Source organism: Methanosalsum natronophilum (assembly GCF_024808815.1).
Lineage (GTDB): Archaea > Halobacteriota > Methanosarcinia > Methanosarcinales > Methanosarcinaceae > Methanosalsum > Methanosalsum natronophilum.
Window position 1 is genome coordinate 35083 of record NZ_JANUCS010000012.1, and the last position, 19439, is coordinate 54521.

Genomic DNA, 19439 nt, shown 5'->3' on the forward strand with positions numbered 1-19439 from the left:
AATTGCTATATGTCAAATCAAACAGGATTTTCATAATTTAATATTCCTCTGCCTGCAAGGATTCCAGTTGCTGCAGCATTAACTATATCTCTAGAAAGGCCTGTACCGTCACCTGCAGCAAATAAATTATCTATACTTGTTTCCATTTGTTCGTTCACACATAGTTTCATAGAATAAAACTTGACCTCAGGAGCGTATAATAGCGTAGAATCAGAGGCTACACCGGGAATAATTTTATTCAGGGATTCTAATCCCTCAATAATGTCCATTACTATTCTATGAGGCATAGCCATTGAAATATCACCTGGTGTAACTTCACTTAAGGTATTTATCACTGGATTTCTATCTATTCTCTTGGCGGTAGATCTTCTTCCTCTCCTTAGGTCACCTATCCTCTGTAAAACAGGCTTTCCACCTCCAATAGTAGTTGCGAGTTTAGCAACTGATCGTGCATATTTTATGGTGTTTTCAATAGGTTCAGTGAGTTCAATATGGACTAAAAATGCAAAATTAGTGTTTTCTGATTTCTTAGAATGAAATGAATGACCATTTGTTGCTATAAATCCCTCATATTCTTCTTTAACAACAAAACCTTGTTCATTTGTACAAAATGTTCTAACAAAATCGTCATATTTTTTTGTATAAATATGAAACTTTGGGTCTCTATTAATTTTAGTGATTGGATTCATGATGATAGCAGGAACTTCTACTCTAACTCCAATATCGACTCCAGTATATTGCGCTTTAATTGAATGCTTTTCAACTAAATCATTAACCCAATCACCACCAATTCTTCCAGGTGCAATTAAAGTGTATCTAGCAGTAATTTTATTGTTGTTTGAAGTAAGTATTCCCTTACAAATATTGTTTTCAACAAAAATATCTGTTACTTCAGTATTTAGTAGAAAATTAATTCTTTTTTGCTCTAAGAGCTTTTTGAATCGACTGATAACTTTCTGAGAATTATCTGAACCAATATGTCTTTGCTTTACTTCAATAAATCTGGCTCCTACTGAAGCAGCAGTTTTTTTCAGTTGTTCAGTTTCAGAGTCATTCGGCATATATACTTTATTAGAAGCTCCACAATTGACGAAAAGACTATCTACATAATCGATCAATTCCCATGCATCTTGCACGTTTTTGGTGTACTCTATTAAATCCCCGCCAATATCAGGCCTAAGATTCAATGTTCCATCAGAAAAAGTGCCAGCTCCTCCAATACCGCACATTATATCACAAGGACTACAATGCTTGCAATACTGCATTTCTGACATGTTACAACTTCTTTGATCAATATCCTTCCCCATATCTACAATTAAGATGTTAAGTCCAATATCTGCTAACTCATGAGCTGCAAAAAGGCCTGCAGGACCTGCTCCTACAATCACTACGTCATAGTGTGAATTTTCAACAACATTCATTTCAGGTTCACTTTGTGTAGTAGATATGAACATAAATAATAATATATTGGAAAATTTATTTTTAGGATCTAACTATTCAATTAAGATAAAATATCTCCTAATTGATTTAATTTTTGTCCAAGTTTTATTTCTTGTGCTATTCTCTTACCCGTTGATAATTTATCTTCTACGAGATCAGAATAAGGCGAACCAGAAATATATAAATTAGTTCCAGCTACTATTCTAGCAGAAATCTCAAATACCTTGATATCAAGAGTATCTGTGAAAACTGTTTCTAAGCAAAAAGGGCCAATCATTCCTCCAAACATATCTATTGATTGTTCAACTACCTTTTCTCCAATGTCAAAGACAGTTGGAAGTATAGATTCTCTTGCAACAAGTGGGACATTACCTGTAACTACATATGTAGGCTTAATGCCCGCAGAATCCAATTCCTTTGGTGATCCTAGTCGAAATATCTCATCTGCATTAGATTCTACCCTTCGATCCATGCTAAGCATTTCTAGGGTTCCTTTACTTAATTCATAGCCTTCTTCTTTAAGAGGCGAATAAAAATAATGTAGATAATATCTTGTACCAACAATAAATTCCTGAATTGTGTACTTCTGGTTTGGTTCAATATATTTTTCAAATTCTTCATAGTTCTTAGCTACAAAAAAGCCACGACCACCTCTAGCACCATAATATTTAACCATTACAGGTCCGTTGATATCTTTAGGGTTCTGAATTTTCTTTGGCATATGTATGCCTGCGGCTTCTAACCATTCTCTTTCTTTGTCTCTATCAGATTCCCACTCTAAAACATTCCTGTTACCAAAAGTAGGAACTTCGAAATTTGCAAAGTTTTCGGTACCCATATATTCTACAAAAGACCCATGCGGTATGATTATAGCATTCTTTTCCCGAAGAGTACTTGCAATTGAAGGCATATCACTATAATCGTCTATTATTATATATTCATCAGGTTTAGCTTTAGGAAAAGCATCATGAAACTTTGGGGGCTTGCCAACACAAATACCAATGGTTCTAAATCCTTCTTTTCGCGCACCATCAAATATTTGTAGACTTGAGTGAGAGCAAACAGTTGCAATAGCTATCTTTTTTTGGTCATACTGTTCTAATATATCCAGGATTTGTTGTTTTTCTATCATAATATAGCCCCAAAAATTTACATTACATTGTATAATGTTATATTTAAGTTTTAGGGATGGATTCTATGGAACAACCATATTTTGACTAAAGTTACTTAGTTTACAAGGATTAAGCAGAACTATTATGAACTAATTCAACCTTTAAATAGTATTAATGAATGAAAATGATGAAAACTCTTCATCTGTTAACTTGGAGAAAATTGTAGTAATCCCAATTGGCGATAGTTCAAAGCGGGTTGCTCAGGCATTGTCAAATGATAAGTCACTGAAAATATTAGAGCTGCTTGCAGAATCGCCAATGTCAGCAAGTTCAATATCTGAAGAGCTCAAAATTCCTTTGACCACAGTAAAATATAATCTTGATTCTCTTTTTCAAACAGGGCTCATAAAAGTCAAAGAAAAGAAATGGAGTCGGAAAGGTAGGGAAATCAAAATTTATGAACCTGTTGAAAAGCTAATAGTTCTAGCACCCAGTGCAAAGAGTAAAGAAAATGTATCTGTAAAAGGTATATTACAAAAATATCTAGGTGCATTTTTGGCTGTAGGAGCATTTGCTTTGGTTATAGAATATATATCAAGAATTGTTGGTATATTTGAGGTCCCTTTTGAGGAAGATAGTGTTGGCATCATGAGAGAACACAATGATGATATGATACCGGCCCCATCGGCACCAGAATATGCTTCAGAACCATTTAATGGTCTCATTTTTTCTGATATTGTATATTCAACTGGATTTTGGTTTTTTATAGGAGGTATAGTGGCATTACTGATGTTAATAATATGGGAACTTTATATAAAAAATAATTTAAGAGAGAAGGGGAAAAAATGAGAGTTGCTATAAAACTTGCATATACAGGTGAACAATATCACGGTTTCCAAATTCAACCGAATATCGATACAATAGAAGGTTATTTATTTTCAGCTCTTAAGGATTTGGGGATAATTTTAGATTCTAAATCTTCAAACTACATAAGCTCAGGAAGGACTGATGCAGGCGTACATGCCGCAGGCCAAGTTGTAGCTTTCAATTCAGAAAAACCTAGTATTTCTATACCTAGGGTGATTAATTCTAAATTACCAGAGTCTATATGTGCATGGGCACATGCTGAAGTTTTAGATGATTTTAATCCAAGATATGATGCATTCAGTAGAAGCTATAGGTATATTATGAGTGGTGAAAATATAGATATATCAAAAATAAGGTTAGCTTCCAGACATTTTATAGGTACTCATGATTTTTTTAACTTCTGCACAAATGATGGTGAAAAGGCTACAATAAGGACAATTAAGAAAATAGATATCAGAATAACAGGTCCATTAATAAAGCTAGATATAGAAGCTGATGGCTTTCTTTGGAATATGGTACGTAAAATAGTAACAGCACTAAAAATGGTTGGTAGTGGTGTAAGGGATACAGAATGGATTAAACAAATGCTAAACCCTGCAACTTATGAAGAAGGTATCCAATCAGCTCATCCATATGGGCTTACTTTAATGAGTGTGAATTTCCCAAATAAAATTGACTGGAAAGTTGATACATACTCAGTTCGTAAGGCGACTGAACTTTTTAAGGAAAAGCAGCTATATAATCGAGTGATGTCGGAAGTATATGAAAATTTAATTCCAAGCAATGAAACATAACAAAAGATAAAAATAATGACTATTAAGTTAAGCTTTTATCAGTACCGAAATAATTCGTGTTAAGCTTCTGTGTACATACTGATAATGCGTATCTACAATGTTAAAGCCAGCTTTTAGGGCTAAGCCATCTATATTTTTATCCGTGACAACAACTGCTATTTTTTCAGGCTTTAGAACCCTATAGATTTCAAGTAATGACTCAAGATATAAATTGTTTAGATTTTTTGCATATACTAATGCTGACCTTCCATACGGTGGATCTGTAACTATAGAGTCAATAGAATTATCCATTATTGGTAGTACAGTTGCATTACCAACAATAAGGTCGTGAGACACTTCATAATGTTTCAAGTTTAGGCGCGCACCAGAAATTATTTTTTCTTGTACGTCTAACCCTACTACATTAGATGCAAGCAAACCCGCCTCAACAAGAATTCCCCCTGTACCACAAAAAGGGTCGAGAAAAGTCTCATTTGGTTTCAATTTAGATATGTTCACTAATGACCTTGCTAACTTAGGCATCAAAACACCTGGATAAAAAAAAGGTTTATTATGTGGGGCTCTTTCTTCATAAGGAGTACGATTGGTTGACACAATAATTGAACCAATTATACATCGTTTTGATATAAGTATTCTAAATATTCTGTCAGGATTTTGCAAATTTACTTTATATCCTTTTCTATGTATGATGCCACCGATCTTTTTTTCTAAGTTTTCTCCATGAAGATTATTATGGGTTCTTACTTTTTTAACCCTCACGACATAAGTGTTATCTAATTGTAAATCATTTGGGATATCTTGTTTGGCAAATACGTTTACTATACTTGATTCGGTTGGTTCACATGTGTCTATTACCCTAATTATGCATCTAGCTAAAGCTAACCTTTCAGCTACGATTTTCAATTTTGCTTCAACTAAATGCCTATTGCCCTTAATGTCTAACAAGATAGCTTGATCAAATCTATCGACTTCACTAAATTTAAGACCCACTGTGCTTAAACATGAGAGTGTTTCAGAGCATGAGATGGTTTCATGTTCCCCAGATAACTCAACAGCATATAACATACTTATTTTATATAGATTTAAATTTAACAAAGTAGCTCTAATGCTTGCTTACCAGTAATACCTTCTTTAACTCCCAATTTATGGGCACTAGATGTAAATGAAATAACAGGTGCAGTGAGCATATCATTAAATGAATTAACATTTTTAACTACTGCAGCTACATCTCCAAGTGTTTCAGATGTTTCAAGATTTAGATATCCGCACATAATAAAACCTTTATGCGCTTTTATTAAAATCAAAGGTGCATTGTACATATCTATTTTTATACCCAGTGCATACCCATTATCTAGTTTTATTAGTTCAGTTGACATTTTTGGTTCCATTGAATTGTTTTTAAGATTAAACTAATTTCCATTTATTTTAAGGTTAAATGATTGCAAATTAAATTAAGTAGATAGCTGAATGAACATAGAAAATCTGCTATTAAAAGATATTCTTTTGGATAAAATAAGATACATGCAAAAAATAATTATTTTTTTATCAAGCTTCACTTATTTTGTAATGATTTCACAACCATCATCTGTAACTAGTACTGTATGTTCTGCTTGGGATACTAGTCCAGAATCAATTTCTTTTAGTACTGGATACGACCTAACAATATGACTTTTAGTCAATTGGTTAAGAGCAAAGTCAAGCTTTTCCATATTTAACCATCTTTTTGCAAAAGGAAGTGTTTTATACTGTTCAATTTCAGCTATGATTTTTCTTGCAGCTGGGAGTCTCACGGGCTTTTTCTCAATAAAACTATATATTTCAGACCAAGACCCATCGGCCACTTTTCCTGCACCATTAGTTGCAAATGGTTCAATTGCAATTACATCGCCTGAATGCAGGATAGATCCTTGGCTAACTCTACGGTTTGGAATACTTGGAGGTGCATGAGTAATATATGGCGCTAAACCATGTCCTGTTAAGTTACCAATTGGCTTTAAGTTATAAGCGGTAATTGCATCTTCAATAGAAGCAGCAACTTCTGCAGTACTAACACCATCTTTGATTGAATCAATAGCAGCATAAAGTCCATCCTATGAAGCCTTTACAATGTCTTGATTTGAAGTAAAATCAACAGTTAATGCAGAATCTGCAATATATCCGTCTACATGCACACCCATATCAAGCTTGACCATATCTTGTTCAAATACCGAACTATCATTTTTGCTCGGCGTCGCATGAGCAGCTTCTTCGTTTCTTGAGATGTTACAAGGAAATGCTGGTAACCCTCCTAATTCAACTGTTCTCTTTTCCACAAACTCTGCAACATCTAATAAACTTGCACCAATTTTGATACGTTTGACGGCTTCTGACCTGACTTGTGAAAGGATATTTCCAGCTTGGATGTATTTTTGAAAAACATCTTCTATATCCTGAAGCTTTTCTTCCATATACTCCCTCATTTAATCATGTTAGTTAATTTTTATTAAGTTAAAGTGTTTAAACTACAAATTTCTTTTCAAATCCAGTTAAATTTTCGTATCCATCTGATGTGACTAAGATAATATCTTCAACACGTATTCCACCTATACTTGGATAATATAAACCTGGCTCTATAGTAATAACATTTCCTTCTTCCAGTATCTCATCATTTTCTGAAACTTTTGGATCTTCATGAACTTCAATACCAACACCATGGCCAGTAGCGTGAATAAATCCATACTTAGAATTGCTTAAATGAGTATCATAACCCTTTTCTTCAAAGATAGCACAAACTCGCTTATGGATTTCTCCACAAGACATCCCAGGCTTAATCATTTTAATAGCCTCTTCCTGTGACTCAAGGACAGCATTATACATGTCCAATAAGTTTTTTGGAGCATCTCCTTTAATCACCGTTCGGCACATATCTGAGTAATAAAGAGTATTTTTGCTCTGAGGAAATATATCAATCACAATTGGCTCGCCTGCACTCAAATTACCCTTTCCTCGATGATGTGGTATAGCTGCATCTTTTCCACAAGAAACTATTGTACCTTTTCCTTGACACCCAAGGTCAATTAACTTATGCTCTATACTGCTTTTAACATATTCAGAAGTTAATGGTTTGTTTTTATAGTATAAAAGTCCGTCTAAAACCTCAGAATCTTCTATTATGGTTACTGCACACTTCATAGCCTGTTCACATGCACTTTGAACATTTTTTATATTGTTTATTTCATTTTCAGACTTTATTGTCCTCATTTTTCTAAATGGGCTTTTTATGGGTAAAACTGTAAATCCCATTTCTTTTAAGTATTGAGCTATATATAAAGGAAATTTTTTTGGAACAGACACTCTTCTTACTTTTAAGTCCCTTAAAAGCTCCCCTAAACACTCACAATATGCATCATAAGAATCACTTGCATATTTAACCTTCTCTTGATATTTATAATCTGAAAGTGTCCTAATATCGTGGACTCTAGATTCAATTGCAGCTCTTTCTCTTTCCATATCAGGAACGAATAAAATTTCTATATTTTCTTTTGATTGAATATATGTAAAAGAATCGGCTGCAAAAAATTGAGTTGCATAAAATAAATCTGAATTATTAATATCCCCAATAATAATTAATGCATCTGTATTATTTTGAGTCAAATAATCACTAATGTCTCTATCACTAATGTTTTCTGTCATAAACAGAAATATGTTCTAATAGTACATAAGTTCCTTACATACTGGAAGAAAATGATTAATCCATTCTAGCAAGTATGTTTTCATGGTTATTGATTGTAAAATAGGAAAAAAGGATTTGGAACTTCTTATGTGCTGGAGTTCCAATATATTTACGTTCGGACCGGGATTTGAACCCGAGTCGGAGCCTCGACAGGGCTCCATGATAGGCCACTACACTATCCGAACACGTCTTATGAGCAAACTCTAAATGAACTTTTCTTATTTAAAACTTTGTATTTATATCCCGCCTCCCAGACTCGAACCGGGGACATCGCGGTACCTGCGCGATATGTGCGACAATGTCGCATAAACCATACTACAGCCGCGCACTCTACCACTGAGTTAAGGCGGGTCATTATTCAGCCTAATTTTCACTCATGTACTAAGTACACCTCTCAAATACGCACACTAATACTTATCCTTTTCGGAAAAATAATATTTGAAAATATTGTTTATTAGAGGTGCTGATATAGCTACTAATAAATTAGAATGTAGCTATCTCTCCATCGACTAGCATGTCGATAATTCTATTACCATTTGCTAACCAGTCTTCAGTTATACTAGTAACATCATAACTAAGTTTCTCTAATTCTACATTGTCCTCAGATATTAATTGAATACTGGCAATAAGTGGTTGATCTATAGGCATACCAATCTGTGATAAAAGTCTTATGTAAGCTTCTTCAACTTCAGGTATTTCTTTTGCAATATTTTCCGCTATTTGGGTTGATAATAAATTATAGATTTTACCTATGTGATTTATTGGATTTTTGCCACTTGTAGCTTCCATACTCATAGGCCTTCCTGGTGTTATTAAACCATTTGATCTATTACCTCTGCCAACAGACCCATCATCTCCCATTTCTGCAGAAGTTCCAGTTACGGTTAAAAAAACTGAGTTCTTATCAAGTTCATCCGCAGTATTAACATAAGTATGAACATCTCTATTAGTATACTTTAAAGCAAGATCGGAAACAAATTCAGACACTTCTTCTTTTATGTTAATATAATGATCTAAATCATCTACATGTCGGCCCACCATTCCACATCCTATGGTCAAGGAGATTTTATTATTTTCCCTTAAACCCATAACCTTAATATCCTCGCCAATTGCAGGTATCTTTTGTTTCAACTCTTTGTTCAACTTATTTTCTGTATTATATACAATATTTTCAAGTTCAGAGAACGGTGCATGACCGATTCCAAAAGAAGTATCATTTGCTACAGGCATTTCATTTCTATTAAATACATCTCTTAGATCTGTAGAACCCGATCCGAATTTACAATCAACAATGATATCTCTTTCAAGATCAATATTTGAAATAGTGTCCTTAATGTATTTGCGAGCAGCTTCTATTGCAACAGAATCTGTGGGAATCTCCTCACCATTGAATTCAGATGTTGCTCTACCAACCAATAATGTGTATATTGGCTTAATCATCTCTCCACCTTTGTAAGCAGGTTTGGATCTTCCTGCTACTATTTGTGTTTCATCAGTATTGTGGTGTAGAACTGCACCACATTTGTCTATGTACTCTTTGCATAATGCACGACTTACGGCTTCTGCTAAACCATCAGCTATACTATCGGGGTGCCCAACTCCTTTTCTCTCTACAATTTCTATGTTTTGCTTTTCGATTGGAGTCTGTGTGAGACGTTCAATTTTAATATTTCTCATTATTGCTACCTTCTTTTATTGGTTCTAATAATGTAGATAGATTGTAATTTATTTTATTTCTACTCTTATATATCTATAAAATAGTTGTTATTTGGTTTAATGTAGTATAATATTTTGACCATCTATTTTATTTTGTCCTTTTACTTATAGGGTTAATGTGGCGAAAAAGGTTTAACTATGTTAGTATCTGGTTTAGTATCTGGTCAATAAAAAGTTCCAGCAAGATTTAACAAATATGATAAGCTTTAAAACTAGGTGTATTTTAAATAATGATGATATACTTTATTTTTGATAAGGACAAGTTAAACACTGAAAGCTTAGTAATTAAAAATACTTCTAGAAAATGCAAATGAAATAATAAATAACATAGATATTGAAAGAAGAAATATACTAAGGGCACAAATTAATAATTATTGCATTTATGAGGAATATTTGAATGATAAGGATTGCAATTCCAAATAAAGGAAGACTTCACGACCCATCTTTAAATTTATTTGCCGAGGCTGGCCTTCCGATACTAGATGGAGGAAATAGAAAGCTATTTTCTAAGACCCAAGACCCTGAAATCTCTGTACTGTTTGCTAGAGCTGCTGATATCCCTGAATATGTTCAAGATGGAGCTGCAGATGTAGGTATAACTGGACTTGACATGATAGAGGAATCTGGCTCTTCAGTTGAACTTATGCTCGATTTGAACTTTGGGCATGCTGACCTTGTTCTAGCAATACCGGAGAATGTCAAAGCCAACTCTCCAGAAGACCTTGAAAAATTCCGTGTGGCAACTGAGTTTCCACATATAGCAAAGAAGTACTTTCAAGATAAAAAAGTCAGCGTAGAAATTATAAATGTAAGTGGAGCATGTGAAATAACTCCTCACATAGGTGTAGCAGATGCAATTATAGATATATCAAGCTCAGGAACTACTTTAATGATGAATAAACTAAAAGTTATAGATACTGTTTATTCATCATCTGTTTATTTAATCTCCAATAGAAATAGCTTGAGAGAAAAGAAAAAAATAGCTCATATAAGAAGTGCTCTAGAAAGTGTTCTAAGAGCAAAAGGTAAAAGATACTTGATGATGAACGTTCCTTCAGAGTCTTTGAACTATGTGAAAAAAGTTTTACCAGGAATGTCAGGGCCCACAGTAATGAAGGTAGAGTCCGATGCCTCTATTGTTGCAGTTCATGCGGTAATTGATTCCGACTCTATTTTTAGCATAGTTAATAATCTAAAAGAAGCTGGAGCGAAAGATATCCTTGTAGTTCCTATTGAAAGAATGATGCCATAAGGTGTGCCGTATGCAGTTTGATATAATACCAGCAGTTGATATGAAGAATGGAAAGTGTGTTCAACTAGTACAAGGAGTTCCTGGAAGCGAAATGATATCACTTGATAATCCATTAGAAGTTGCATCTGAATGGATAGATAAAGGGGCTAGTACTCTTCATTTAATTGATTTAGATGGAGCGTTTGGAGGCTCTAGAAAAAATGCACCACTTATAAAGGAAATTATTAATCAAAGTAAACAAATGCAAGTTAGTATCCAGGTAGGTGGTGGTGTTAGGTCTTTAAATGACGCATCAAATATTCTTGATCTGGGTGCAGACAGGGTAATTCTAAGTACAGCAGCAATTAATAATCCTGAGATAGTTAATGAAATTGCTAAGGAATACGGGAGTGACAGTGTAATGGTCGCACTTGATGCAAAAAATGGAAAAGTTTCTATTGAAGGCTGGACCAAACAATCAGCCTATACTCCTGTAGACCTTGGAATGAAGTTTCAAGAACTTGGTGCAGGTAGCCTTCTTTTTACAAACATTGATAGCGAAGGTCTGTTGAAAGGTATTGATATTTCTCCAACTAGAGATCTCATCCAATCTGTAAGCATACCTGTGATTGCTTCTGGAGGAGTATCATGTATAAATGATATTATGTTACTAAGAGATATAGGCGCTTCAGGTGTAGTTGTAGGTAGTGCCCTTTATAAGCATAAAATTAACTACCAAGATGCCTTAATAGCTCTAAATAAAAGGATAAAATAGGTTCAGTCCACAAGAGTTGAAATAAATGCGATCAGCACAAATATCTCGAAATACAAATGAAACACGTATCAATATAGAAATAAATCTTGATGGAAAGGGGAATTCAGAGATAAATACAGGTATTGGATTCTTTAACCATATGCTAACATCCTTTTCTAAGCACTCAGGATTAGATATGGTACTTGAAGCAACAGGTGATATAGAGGTCGATGAACACCATCTCGTAGAAGATTGTGGTATTGTTATAGGACAAGCTATAAGAAAAGCCCTTGATAATAAAGCAGGCATTGTTAGATTTGGAGAGGCTCGCATTCCAATGGATGAGGCCATTGCTGAAGTATCTTTGGATTTAGGCGGTAGAAGCTATTTAGTGATGAATGCTTCATTTGACTCTCCAAAAGTTGGTGATTTGAGCACTCAAATGGTTGAACACTTTTTCGAGTCGATAGCAGAAAATTCGCAAATGAACATTCACGCATCGGTACTTGGCAAGAATGATCATCATATGATAGAAGCTCTTTTTAAAGCATTTGCACGCTCATTAAAGATGGCAGTTAAGGTAGAAGGTGAATCAATTCCCAGCACAAAAGGTAAGATTTAACTTGACTCTTATCTAAACTTGTTTCTGAGCTTATCATAGAATAATCTGTCCTCACCTTCATTTTTTCTTGCAAGTCTTTCTACAATTAATTCAGGCGTGCTCTTTGCAATGCAGTTGTATTGAGGGTTTCTATTTACAACTAAATTCAAATTAGAATCTAGCCCCTTAGCTTCAATTCCATCTATTCTAATATTACATTCTGTATTTTTTTGAATTTCAGAAGCTAGGTGGGATACGAAAATTGAAATTGAGTTCTCATTTTCTTCAAGCATCTCTAAAATACCTGCAACAATTTTAGCAGATGCTCCCGGCTCAGTTATGGACTCTAACTCATCCACAAGGACGGTTTTTTCCTTAGAGTTTGAAAGACTAGCAAATTGAACTAAAGTTGATTCAAATGCTCCAGCATCTAAGGTACCTTTTGATTTACCAAAGTAGTAAAGATTTTCAGTAAGGCTTATGTCCATATAGTCACAGGGCACAGGAAATCCCATATGTGTAAGGATAATACATTGTCCAATCAGTTCAATTAATGAAGTTTTCCCCCCAGAGTTAACGCCACTTAAAACTATAATTTTCCTAGAATCATTATTAGAATCTATATTAGGACTACCTATGCAATATGTGACTGGTGTAATTTCATTATTATTTGCTTGGAGAAAAAGATTTCTACCATTTTTGAAGCCAATTCCTTTATCTTCAATTATATTAGGCATTGTTAGTTTGTATTCATAAGAAAAATGACCAATTCCAAATTTCAAACCAAAATCTAATGTATCTTTAACCATTTTTTGTATATCAGACTTGAAAAAGGCTAATTCTTTAGCAATGGTCTTTATGAGTTTGTTCGATTCTATTAAAATTTGTTTTTCAAGCTCACTCTTTAAGCTACTTATTGCAGAACTATCAATCTCTAAGGGATAGGTTATATGCGTAGAAAATATTGAATCTAAAAGGATAGTGTTTTTTTGGTTTAATGACAGCTCTTCAGCTATGTTTTTTTTGGTATCATTAATAATTTGTATGTAAGAATTGTATATCTCTTTTTCAAATAGATCCTTAACCTCCAAGTCTCCACTTATAACACGCATCATTTCTTGTCCACTTATTGTTAATTTTTTTTCTTCTAATAAGCTTTCAATTTTTTTTCCACCTTCTATAACTTCTTTATTTATACATGGTTCAATTGATTGAATTACTGTCCTTAAATGATCAATATTAGGATCAATCCCGCTTTTTATATCTCCTTTTTGATCAATACTTTCCAATAGTTCATTTAATCTATTAAAATCAAGGTTTTGGTAATAATCAAATACTTCAAAACCATTTTCCTGTACTACATGAATAACTTTTAAAGTAGATTTAATTACATCTAAGTTTTTAGAGTAAAATGAAATAACTTTTTCAGGAACAATTTCCCATTCATCGACTTTTTTTATGTCAGAAATAAACTCAAAATTCAAATTATCAGGTAAATCCATGTCAAGTAAGTCTTTATGAGCTAATATGACATGATTATACTCTGAGACTATATCATTAAGATGTCTAGGTGTGTCAGCATAAACTACAGATAGCATATCACTGAAAGTATTTTTAGCATATATGTAATCTTTTTCATTAACAGTTATCAATACTCTATCTCTTACCTTTTGTCCCTTATTTTCTATATTTAAAGGCTTAATCTTTTTGAGACTAGTCATAAAGTCCTTATCTGTAGCTAAAGAACTTGCTATTTCAATATAAGGAGTAATTGTTTCTCTGTTGCGTTCAATATTATTTTTATAGGTTGCAGGATAAGGGAAATAAATTCCAACTTTTTCTTTAGAATAATTTGATGGTGCAAAGGTCTTAATTAAATTTAAGAGCTTATTGTATAATTCTTTTGCTTCATTTGTTTTAAGAAACTCTAATGCAGCCTCATCTTCTTCACCTATACTTGCTTCTTGAACAATTTTCACTGCGAACTTTTGTCCAACTCCATCTATTCTAGCGATTTCTGCAATATCTCCATCTATGATTGCATTAATTGCTTTATCCTCACTTCCAAAATGAGCTATTAATCTATCTGCAAGTTTCTCACCGACACGGGGAATTTCCTGAAGCCTTTTCACACATCTCACCTTCATATACCCTAATTTGATATATCACATTGGTATTAGAACTTACCTTTGTTATTACAAAAGAAATCTAAAGTAACAGAATGCGTACTCTTCTCAACTTTGTATCTATCTTTCTTTGCCATCTTACTAAACTTTGAAGAATATTTAGGTTGCATCTGTTTAGCGTACTGCTTATTTCGGCGAGAATTTATGAATTGTGAGTTGTAGTAAACATCCCAAATTTCTTCAGCCTCAAGAGATGATACTTTATTATTTTTCAGCTCAGCTATGATATTTGAATTTGCTATTATAACTGTTTCATTAAAACCTAACAACTGTGCATTACCAAGTAAAGAATAGCTTAAATGCTTAATACCTACTAGTAAATCTGGATTTTTTTTAGAAAGCCAATAACAAAAGTGTTTTTCATTCTTATGTGTAGGTTTGATCTCGACAACCAGAATCTTTTCATAGACTTCGGGTCTAACAAACATGCACATACGATGTAATTCACTCTTAACTTCTTTCATGAATCTAAGATATCTATTACCAAGCTTGGAACTTGGTGTAAAAAGAACTTCTCCTGCCCCATAACACTCGTCTATGAGATGAAATAGTTCAAATTGGCTGTATGACTTATGTCTGACTATACAGCTTATATATTGTAGTATATCGTTATAAAAATAAGGAGTGAAATCGATATTTTTGTTAAATATTATTTTAGCTAGTTGATCTGTTCGCAGCTCGTTCCAATATTGTTTGCCTTGTTTATATTCAATAATTTCATCTTCATTTGATTTATTCAACCCATCAAATCCAGCAAAATCTATGAGTTTGGAATGGTGATGTATCTTAAATTCTAGATATGCACCAAGAACTTCTCTTACATATAATTCATCAATTTCGTTCAACACATCAACCCATAAAGCTTTTCAAACTAGTTTGTGACTGGCCATTTAGTGTTATGTAAGGCCTTGCCCTTGTTACACTTATGCCAAGTCGCTTCAAATCAGCTTCACACCCTATACCTTGCGAATAGAATATTTTCTTTGCAGTAATTGGGCCAATACCTGGGATCATCAATAATTCATTTAGGGTAGCGTTATTGATATCAATGGGGAAGTATTCGGGCTTATTCTGTGCAATGAGCTCTTTTGGGTCCAAGTTCTTTACATTATTATGTTCATCAAAAATGGGATCAAAATCATGGAGGTTGAAATTGTAATCTTTTAAAAGATATGAAAGTTGATAAAGTCTCAATTCTTTCCATTTAGGTGAAGGGTAATTATTTTCGAGTGGTGTATTTGGCACAGGATCAAAACTCATAAAATAGGGTCTTCTAAGTCCATATTTTTTCATAAAGTCACTCATGGTAGTAACTATTTCTTTATCTGTTTCATCTAATGCACCAACCACAAATTGCGTATCATTTGCTCCAATTGTTCTATTCATGTAATTTGTTTTTCTCTTTTGATCAATGATTTTCTGTGTCCATTTTAGCCTTTTTAAGATATCATTCTTGTAATCAAAGTTTGGACATAGTTGGCTATAATTCAATGAGCTTGTAGTTTCTGCATTTACTCCAAACTTGTTAGCATGTTCCGAAATCTCAGCTAATAAGTATTTGGGAGACCCAGGCATTATTCTAACGTGAATGTAACCTTTGAATCCTTCGTCTCTTAGTAACTTTACTACCTCAAGCTGCTTATAAGATGTATTTTCAGGGTCACCTAGAATTCCTGAAGATAAAAAAAGCCCTTCAATAGTGTTCTTTCTGTAAAGAGACCAAGTAACTTTAGCTATCTCTTTAGGCTCAAGAGATGTTTTAACTGCAGATCTCTGACTTCTGTTAGGGCAAAATATGCATTCTGCAGAACAATTATTCGAAAGCAATGTTTTATATAATTGGATGCAACGTCCGTCAGGCCCGAATGCATGACAAACAGAACTTTGGTTACAGTTATCGTATTTTGTTCCTGCAGATAGTATACTTATTCTTTCTTTTAAAGTTAGATAATGCTCAAACTTATTACTCCCACTATTCATCAAGTTTTAGATTTATTTATTACTTATTATTATTGATGTAAGCATGGTGAAAGTATTATTCCTTGATTGAAACTACCAATCTTTTTTTAGTCACAGCTTCTAGTTTTTTCCAATCGATAGTTGAATCTTTTTCAATTATAAACTCTTCAGCGGTCTTATCAGAGAGTTTACCGTCAACCTCAAAAACATACAATCCCTCTTGTCCATCAGACGAAACGATTAAATCCCTATCACCAACCTTCTTAACCTCTAGAGCAGAAACCTTTTTTAGAGCATCAAGTAATTTTGTACCTTTTGTCACCTCTACTACTTCAGTAGGTGCAAAAGAATCAAGTGCTGAATGAATATTTTCTGTTTTGATTCTTAAGATATGAGATTTCCCAAATATCCTTCGCTCTATAAGACCTGCCTCTTCAAGGATTTTCGCATGCTTTGCAGCAACAGGTACTGAAATCTCTAATTTTCTTGCAAGTGATGAAATATGCATTTCATTATCACTAAGTATTTGTAACATTGTAAGTCTCGTATTGCTTCCCACAGCTTTGAATACCTTATTATCTTTTTGTGTCATATATGTGTCTTTATAAGTAAATATATATAAGGATATTGCCTAATCACTGGCTCTTGAGAAGGTACAAACAAATACCATCGTAAACCTTATATTATTCATTATTCTACTTCTTTACAAAAAGTATAGTATGCTTAAAAGGACTTGCAATGTCTTTAAAAAACAAAAACAATTTTGATGAAGTGCCAAGCAAAAAATACTCTGGCCTGGTGCACAATGAGAATGCAGTTTCAGATGTAGTGGGTACACTTTTGATGGTAACTATTACAGTAATTATGGCATCCTTGGTGACAGTAAGTATATTTTCAATAGACCCTCCTTCAGATGTACCACAAATAAATTATAAGATTATAGAAAATACACATAATTCTGTTGATATTATACATATGGGGGGCGAGCCTGTAGAGGTATCTGAACTACTGTTTGTTGATTCTGCTGGTGAAAAGATTGACATTGATGAAAACTCAGAGATTTCTGATGATGACATTTGGCGAATTGGAACAAAGATCACTTTGGATCCAGGTGATAAAAGAATAAACATTATACACAAACCAACACAACAACTAATTAGGTAGTTGAATTAAGGGTAAAAAAATTTTATAGAAACCTTTAAAGGTTAGTTATGTTGTACATTGGCTGGTGATAGTATTAAAGCAATAATACAAACTGATAAAGGAGACATTAGCCTTCAACTATTTGAGAACGATGCTCCAAATACAGTAGAAAATTTTGTAAAGCTTGCAAAAGATGGATTTTATGATGGTTTAACATTCCATAGAGTCATACCCGATTTTGTAATTCAAGGTGGTTGTCCTAAGGGGGATGGCACAGGAGGTCCTGGTTATTCTATTAAATGTGAAATCAATGATAACAAGCATGGAGAAGGTGCTCTTTCAATGGCCCATGCTGGTAAGAATACAGGTGGAAGTCAGTTTTTTATAACACATTCTCCACAGTCTCACTTGGATGGTGTCCATACTGTCTTTGGAAAGGTGAACAAAGGTATGAATGTAGTAAATGAAATCAAGCCGGGCGATGTTATAAGAAAAGTACAAGTACTTGATTAATATATCAAGCTTTACTTATATCATAATCATTTAATGCAGTAGCACACGATTCTAGAGTTCCATTTCCTATAATATCAGGTGAAAATCCTTTTGATATCATGGTATTAGCAGTTTTTGGACCAATTGAAACTGTAATTATGCTTTTCAGATCAATGTTAGATATGTCTAGACATTGAAATGACTTAGAACTTGTAAATACTACTGCATCAATCTCTTTATTATTGATCATTTTTTCTAAATTGTGATTTATGGGTATTAATTCATAGCAAATACCTTCAAAAACATTTCCACCCATTGACTCTAAAGAGGTTATTAAACGCTTATTAGGAACATTCGCTCTAGCAATTCCTATATTCTTACCATCTATTTTTCCCTCTAGATATCTAGCAAAATGTTCAGAAGCATATGAGGGCAAGGTATCAGTATTATATCCATATTCTTGAACTTTGATTGCAGTTTTTGGACCAACACAAAGTATTTGAACATTCTTGCTAAGATGCCTGCACCGCTTAAAAAAATACTGTACTCCTAATGAACTTGTGAAAAGTAGATAATCTATTTCATTTTTTTCTGTTAAGCTTATAAGCTGGTCTAAAGAAGATGTGTCTTTAGGTTCTACTGATTTAATAGTGGGTACTAAAAGTACACTGTACCCAAATTGGTCAAATATTTTAGCACTAGAACCATTTTCATTCTTTTCTTTAAGTCTTGTAATTGCCACTTTCATAATTTGCTGTACCCTTCACAAAGATTTATATTCACATCCACTACACTTTTGTTGGTAGTTTTGTACTTATAGTCATTACCAATCACAGGTAGATTGTCTGCTTCTTCTTGTGTTGTGATCACTTTTCCTGCGGGTACATATCTTTGATCGGGGATAATAACTCCAATTACTCCTGATTTGGGCTCAAGAACACAATCTTTACCAACATATGAATTAAACACAAGTGCTTGCATTGCAATGAAGGTGTTGTCGCCAACATAAGCTGGCCCGTGAACTTGTGACTGGTGTGCTAAAGAAACACCTTTTCCAATGTAAACGGCATATTTTTCTTTATTGTGCTTAACAAACCTTTCTTCTATTACCTTATCGTCTTGATCAACAGTTTGTAACGCATGTATCACAACATTATCTTGAATATTGCTCATATCATCAATGAAAAAAGGAGCTCCTTCATCAGCTCGGATTGAGCTATACGGTGCTACCATTACATTGCATCCAATTTTCACATCACCTATGATCGAAGAATCTGGATGAATAAAAGCAGTATCGGAAATATTGGGTTGTACACATCTTTTATTACATGAAATAGGTGGGTTTTTCATAATGTTTGGCATTGAAGTATAACTGGGTTTATTTTTATCTTTCATTCTTTGCCCTCGTATGTATTATAGACTTTGTTTTTAC

General features: G+C 33.6%; 19 protein-coding genes, 2 tRNA genes and 1 pseudogene. 7 read left to right on the forward strand and 15 right to left on the reverse strand.

Annotated elements, in window-relative coordinates; translation table 11 throughout:
• Positions 1 to 17: 17 nt before the first annotated feature.
• A complete protein-coding gene (locus J2T59_RS07180) occupies positions 18 to 1454 on the reverse strand; it encodes an NAD(P)/FAD-dependent oxidoreductase (protein ID WP_259135258.1) in 1437 nt (478 codons plus the stop codon).
• Positions 1455 to 1501: 47 nt separating this feature from the next.
• Positions 1502 to 2572, reverse strand: a complete 1071-nt coding sequence (locus J2T59_RS07185; protein WP_259135259.1) for a formate--phosphoribosylaminoimidazolecarboxamide ligase — start codon at positions 2570 to 2572, stop codon at positions 1502 to 1504.
• A 154-nt stretch (positions 2573 to 2726) separates the two neighbouring features.
• Here J2T59_RS07185 and J2T59_RS07190 point away from each other — a divergent pair, with 154 nt between their 5' ends.
• Positions 2727 to 3401 carry an ArsR/SmtB family transcription factor gene (locus J2T59_RS07190; RefSeq protein WP_259135260.1) on the forward strand — a complete coding sequence of 225 codons (675 nt, stop codon included), beginning with the start codon at positions 2727 to 2729 and terminating at the stop codon, positions 3399 to 3401.
• Positions 3398 to 4213, forward strand: a complete 816-nt coding sequence (gene truA / locus J2T59_RS07195) for a tRNA pseudouridine(38-40) synthase TruA (protein WP_259135261.1) — start codon at positions 3398 to 3400, stop codon at positions 4211 to 4213. The genes J2T59_RS07190 and truA overlap by 4 nt, the downstream gene beginning before the upstream one ends.
• Before the next feature lie 27 nt (positions 4214 to 4240).
• On the opposite strand, the gene J2T59_RS07200 is transcribed toward truA, so the two are convergent.
• The 7 genes and pseudogenes from J2T59_RS07200 to J2T59_RS07230 form a co-directional block, all read right to left on the reverse strand.
• Positions 4241 to 5278, reverse strand: a complete 1038-nt coding sequence (locus J2T59_RS07200; protein WP_259135262.1) for a methyltransferase domain-containing protein — start codon at positions 5276 to 5278, stop codon at positions 4241 to 4243.
• A 23-nt stretch (positions 5279 to 5301) separates the two neighbouring features.
• The gene (locus J2T59_RS07205; RefSeq protein ID WP_259135263.1) at positions 5302 to 5601 is read right to left on the reverse strand and encodes a YunC family protein; all 300 of its coding nucleotides are present in this window, start codon (positions 5599 to 5601) and stop codon (positions 5302 to 5304) included.
• A 168-nt stretch (positions 5602 to 5769) separates the two neighbouring features.
• Positions 5770 to 6672 (reverse strand): annotated as a pseudogene (map, locus tag J2T59_RS07210) (type II methionyl aminopeptidase).
• Between the two features lie 37 nt (positions 6673 to 6709).
• Positions 6710 to 7885 carry a M24 family metallopeptidase gene (locus J2T59_RS07215; RefSeq protein WP_259135264.1) on the reverse strand — a complete coding sequence of 392 codons (1176 nt, stop codon included), beginning with the start codon at positions 7883 to 7885 and terminating at the stop codon, positions 6710 to 6712.
• 152 nt (positions 7886 to 8037) lie between these two features.
• A tRNA-Asp gene (locus tag J2T59_RS07220) sits at positions 8038 to 8110 on the reverse strand.
• Between the two features lie 56 nt (positions 8111 to 8166).
• Positions 8167 to 8276, reverse strand: a tRNA-Tyr gene (locus J2T59_RS07225).
• A 132-nt stretch (positions 8277 to 8408) separates the two neighbouring features.
• Positions 8409 to 9605 (reverse strand): methionine adenosyltransferase, encoded by a 1197-nt coding sequence (locus J2T59_RS07230; protein ID WP_259135288.1) that lies wholly within the window; start codon positions 9603 to 9605, stop codon positions 8409 to 8411.
• Positions 9606 to 10038: 433 nt separating this feature from the next.
• On the opposite strand from J2T59_RS07230, the gene hisG reads away from it, so the two are divergent.
• Genes hisG through hisB form a run of 3 tightly spaced genes read left to right on the forward strand, consistent with a single transcriptional unit; the run spans position 10039 to position 12248 of the window.
• Positions 10039 to 10893, forward strand: coding sequence for an ATP phosphoribosyltransferase (hisG, locus tag J2T59_RS07235; RefSeq protein ID WP_259135265.1), 855 nt, complete (start codon positions 10039 to 10041; stop codon positions 10891 to 10893).
• Positions 10894 to 10903: 10 nt separating this feature from the next.
• Positions 10904 to 11647: a 1-(5-phosphoribosyl)-5-[(5-phosphoribosylamino)methylideneamino]imidazole-4-carboxamide isomerase gene (gene hisA, locus J2T59_RS07240; RefSeq protein WP_259135266.1), complete on the forward strand. Its 744-nt coding sequence runs from the start codon at positions 10904 to 10906 to the stop codon at positions 11645 to 11647.
• Between the two features lie 25 nt (positions 11648 to 11672).
• A complete protein-coding gene (gene hisB / locus J2T59_RS07245) occupies positions 11673 to 12248 on the forward strand; it encodes an imidazoleglycerol-phosphate dehydratase HisB (protein WP_259135267.1) in 576 nt (191 codons plus the stop codon).
• An 8-nt stretch (positions 12249 to 12256) separates the two neighbouring features.
• Here hisB and J2T59_RS07250 read toward each other — a convergent pair whose 3' ends face one another.
• From J2T59_RS07250 to J2T59_RS07265, 4 genes are read right to left on the reverse strand one after another with little or no spacing between them, the layout of a single operon-like run.
• A complete protein-coding gene (locus J2T59_RS07250) occupies positions 12257 to 14359 on the reverse strand; it encodes a helix-hairpin-helix domain-containing protein (protein WP_259135268.1) in 2103 nt (700 codons plus the stop codon).
• Between the two features lie 44 nt (positions 14360 to 14403).
• Positions 14404 to 15258 (reverse strand): DUF4130 domain-containing protein, encoded by an 855-nt coding sequence (locus J2T59_RS07255; protein WP_259135269.1) that lies wholly within the window; start codon positions 15256 to 15258, stop codon positions 14404 to 14406.
• A 4-nt stretch (positions 15259 to 15262) separates the two neighbouring features.
• Complete coding sequence (locus J2T59_RS07260) at positions 15263 to 16393, reverse strand: radical SAM protein (RefSeq protein ID WP_259135270.1); 1131 nt, start codon at positions 16391 to 16393, stop codon at positions 15263 to 15265.
• Between the two features lie 55 nt (positions 16394 to 16448).
• Positions 16449 to 16964 carry an ArsR/SmtB family transcription factor gene (locus J2T59_RS07265; protein WP_259135271.1) on the reverse strand — a complete coding sequence of 172 codons (516 nt, stop codon included), beginning with the start codon at positions 16962 to 16964 and terminating at the stop codon, positions 16449 to 16451.
• Between the two features lie 146 nt (positions 16965 to 17110).
• On the opposite strand from J2T59_RS07265, the gene J2T59_RS07270 reads away from it, so the two are divergent.
• Positions 17111 to 17536, forward strand: coding sequence for a type IV pilin domain-containing protein (locus J2T59_RS07270; RefSeq protein ID WP_259135272.1), 426 nt, complete (start codon positions 17111 to 17113; stop codon positions 17534 to 17536).
• 57 nt (positions 17537 to 17593) lie between these two features.
• Positions 17594 to 18028 (forward strand): peptidylprolyl isomerase, encoded by a 435-nt coding sequence (locus tag J2T59_RS07275; protein ID WP_259135273.1) that lies wholly within the window; start codon positions 17594 to 17596, stop codon positions 18026 to 18028.
• A 4-nt stretch (positions 18029 to 18032) separates the two neighbouring features.
• On the opposite strand, the gene J2T59_RS07280 is transcribed toward J2T59_RS07275, so the two are convergent.
• Complete coding sequence (locus J2T59_RS07280) at positions 18033 to 18755, reverse strand: uroporphyrinogen-III synthase (protein ID WP_259135274.1); 723 nt, start codon at positions 18753 to 18755, stop codon at positions 18033 to 18035.
• Positions 18752 to 19402: an LbetaH domain-containing protein gene (locus J2T59_RS07285; RefSeq protein ID WP_259135275.1), complete on the reverse strand. Its 651-nt coding sequence runs from the start codon at positions 19400 to 19402 to the stop codon at positions 18752 to 18754. The genes J2T59_RS07280 and J2T59_RS07285 overlap by 4 nt, the downstream gene beginning before the upstream one ends.
• Positions 19403 to 19439 lie beyond the last annotated feature (37 nt).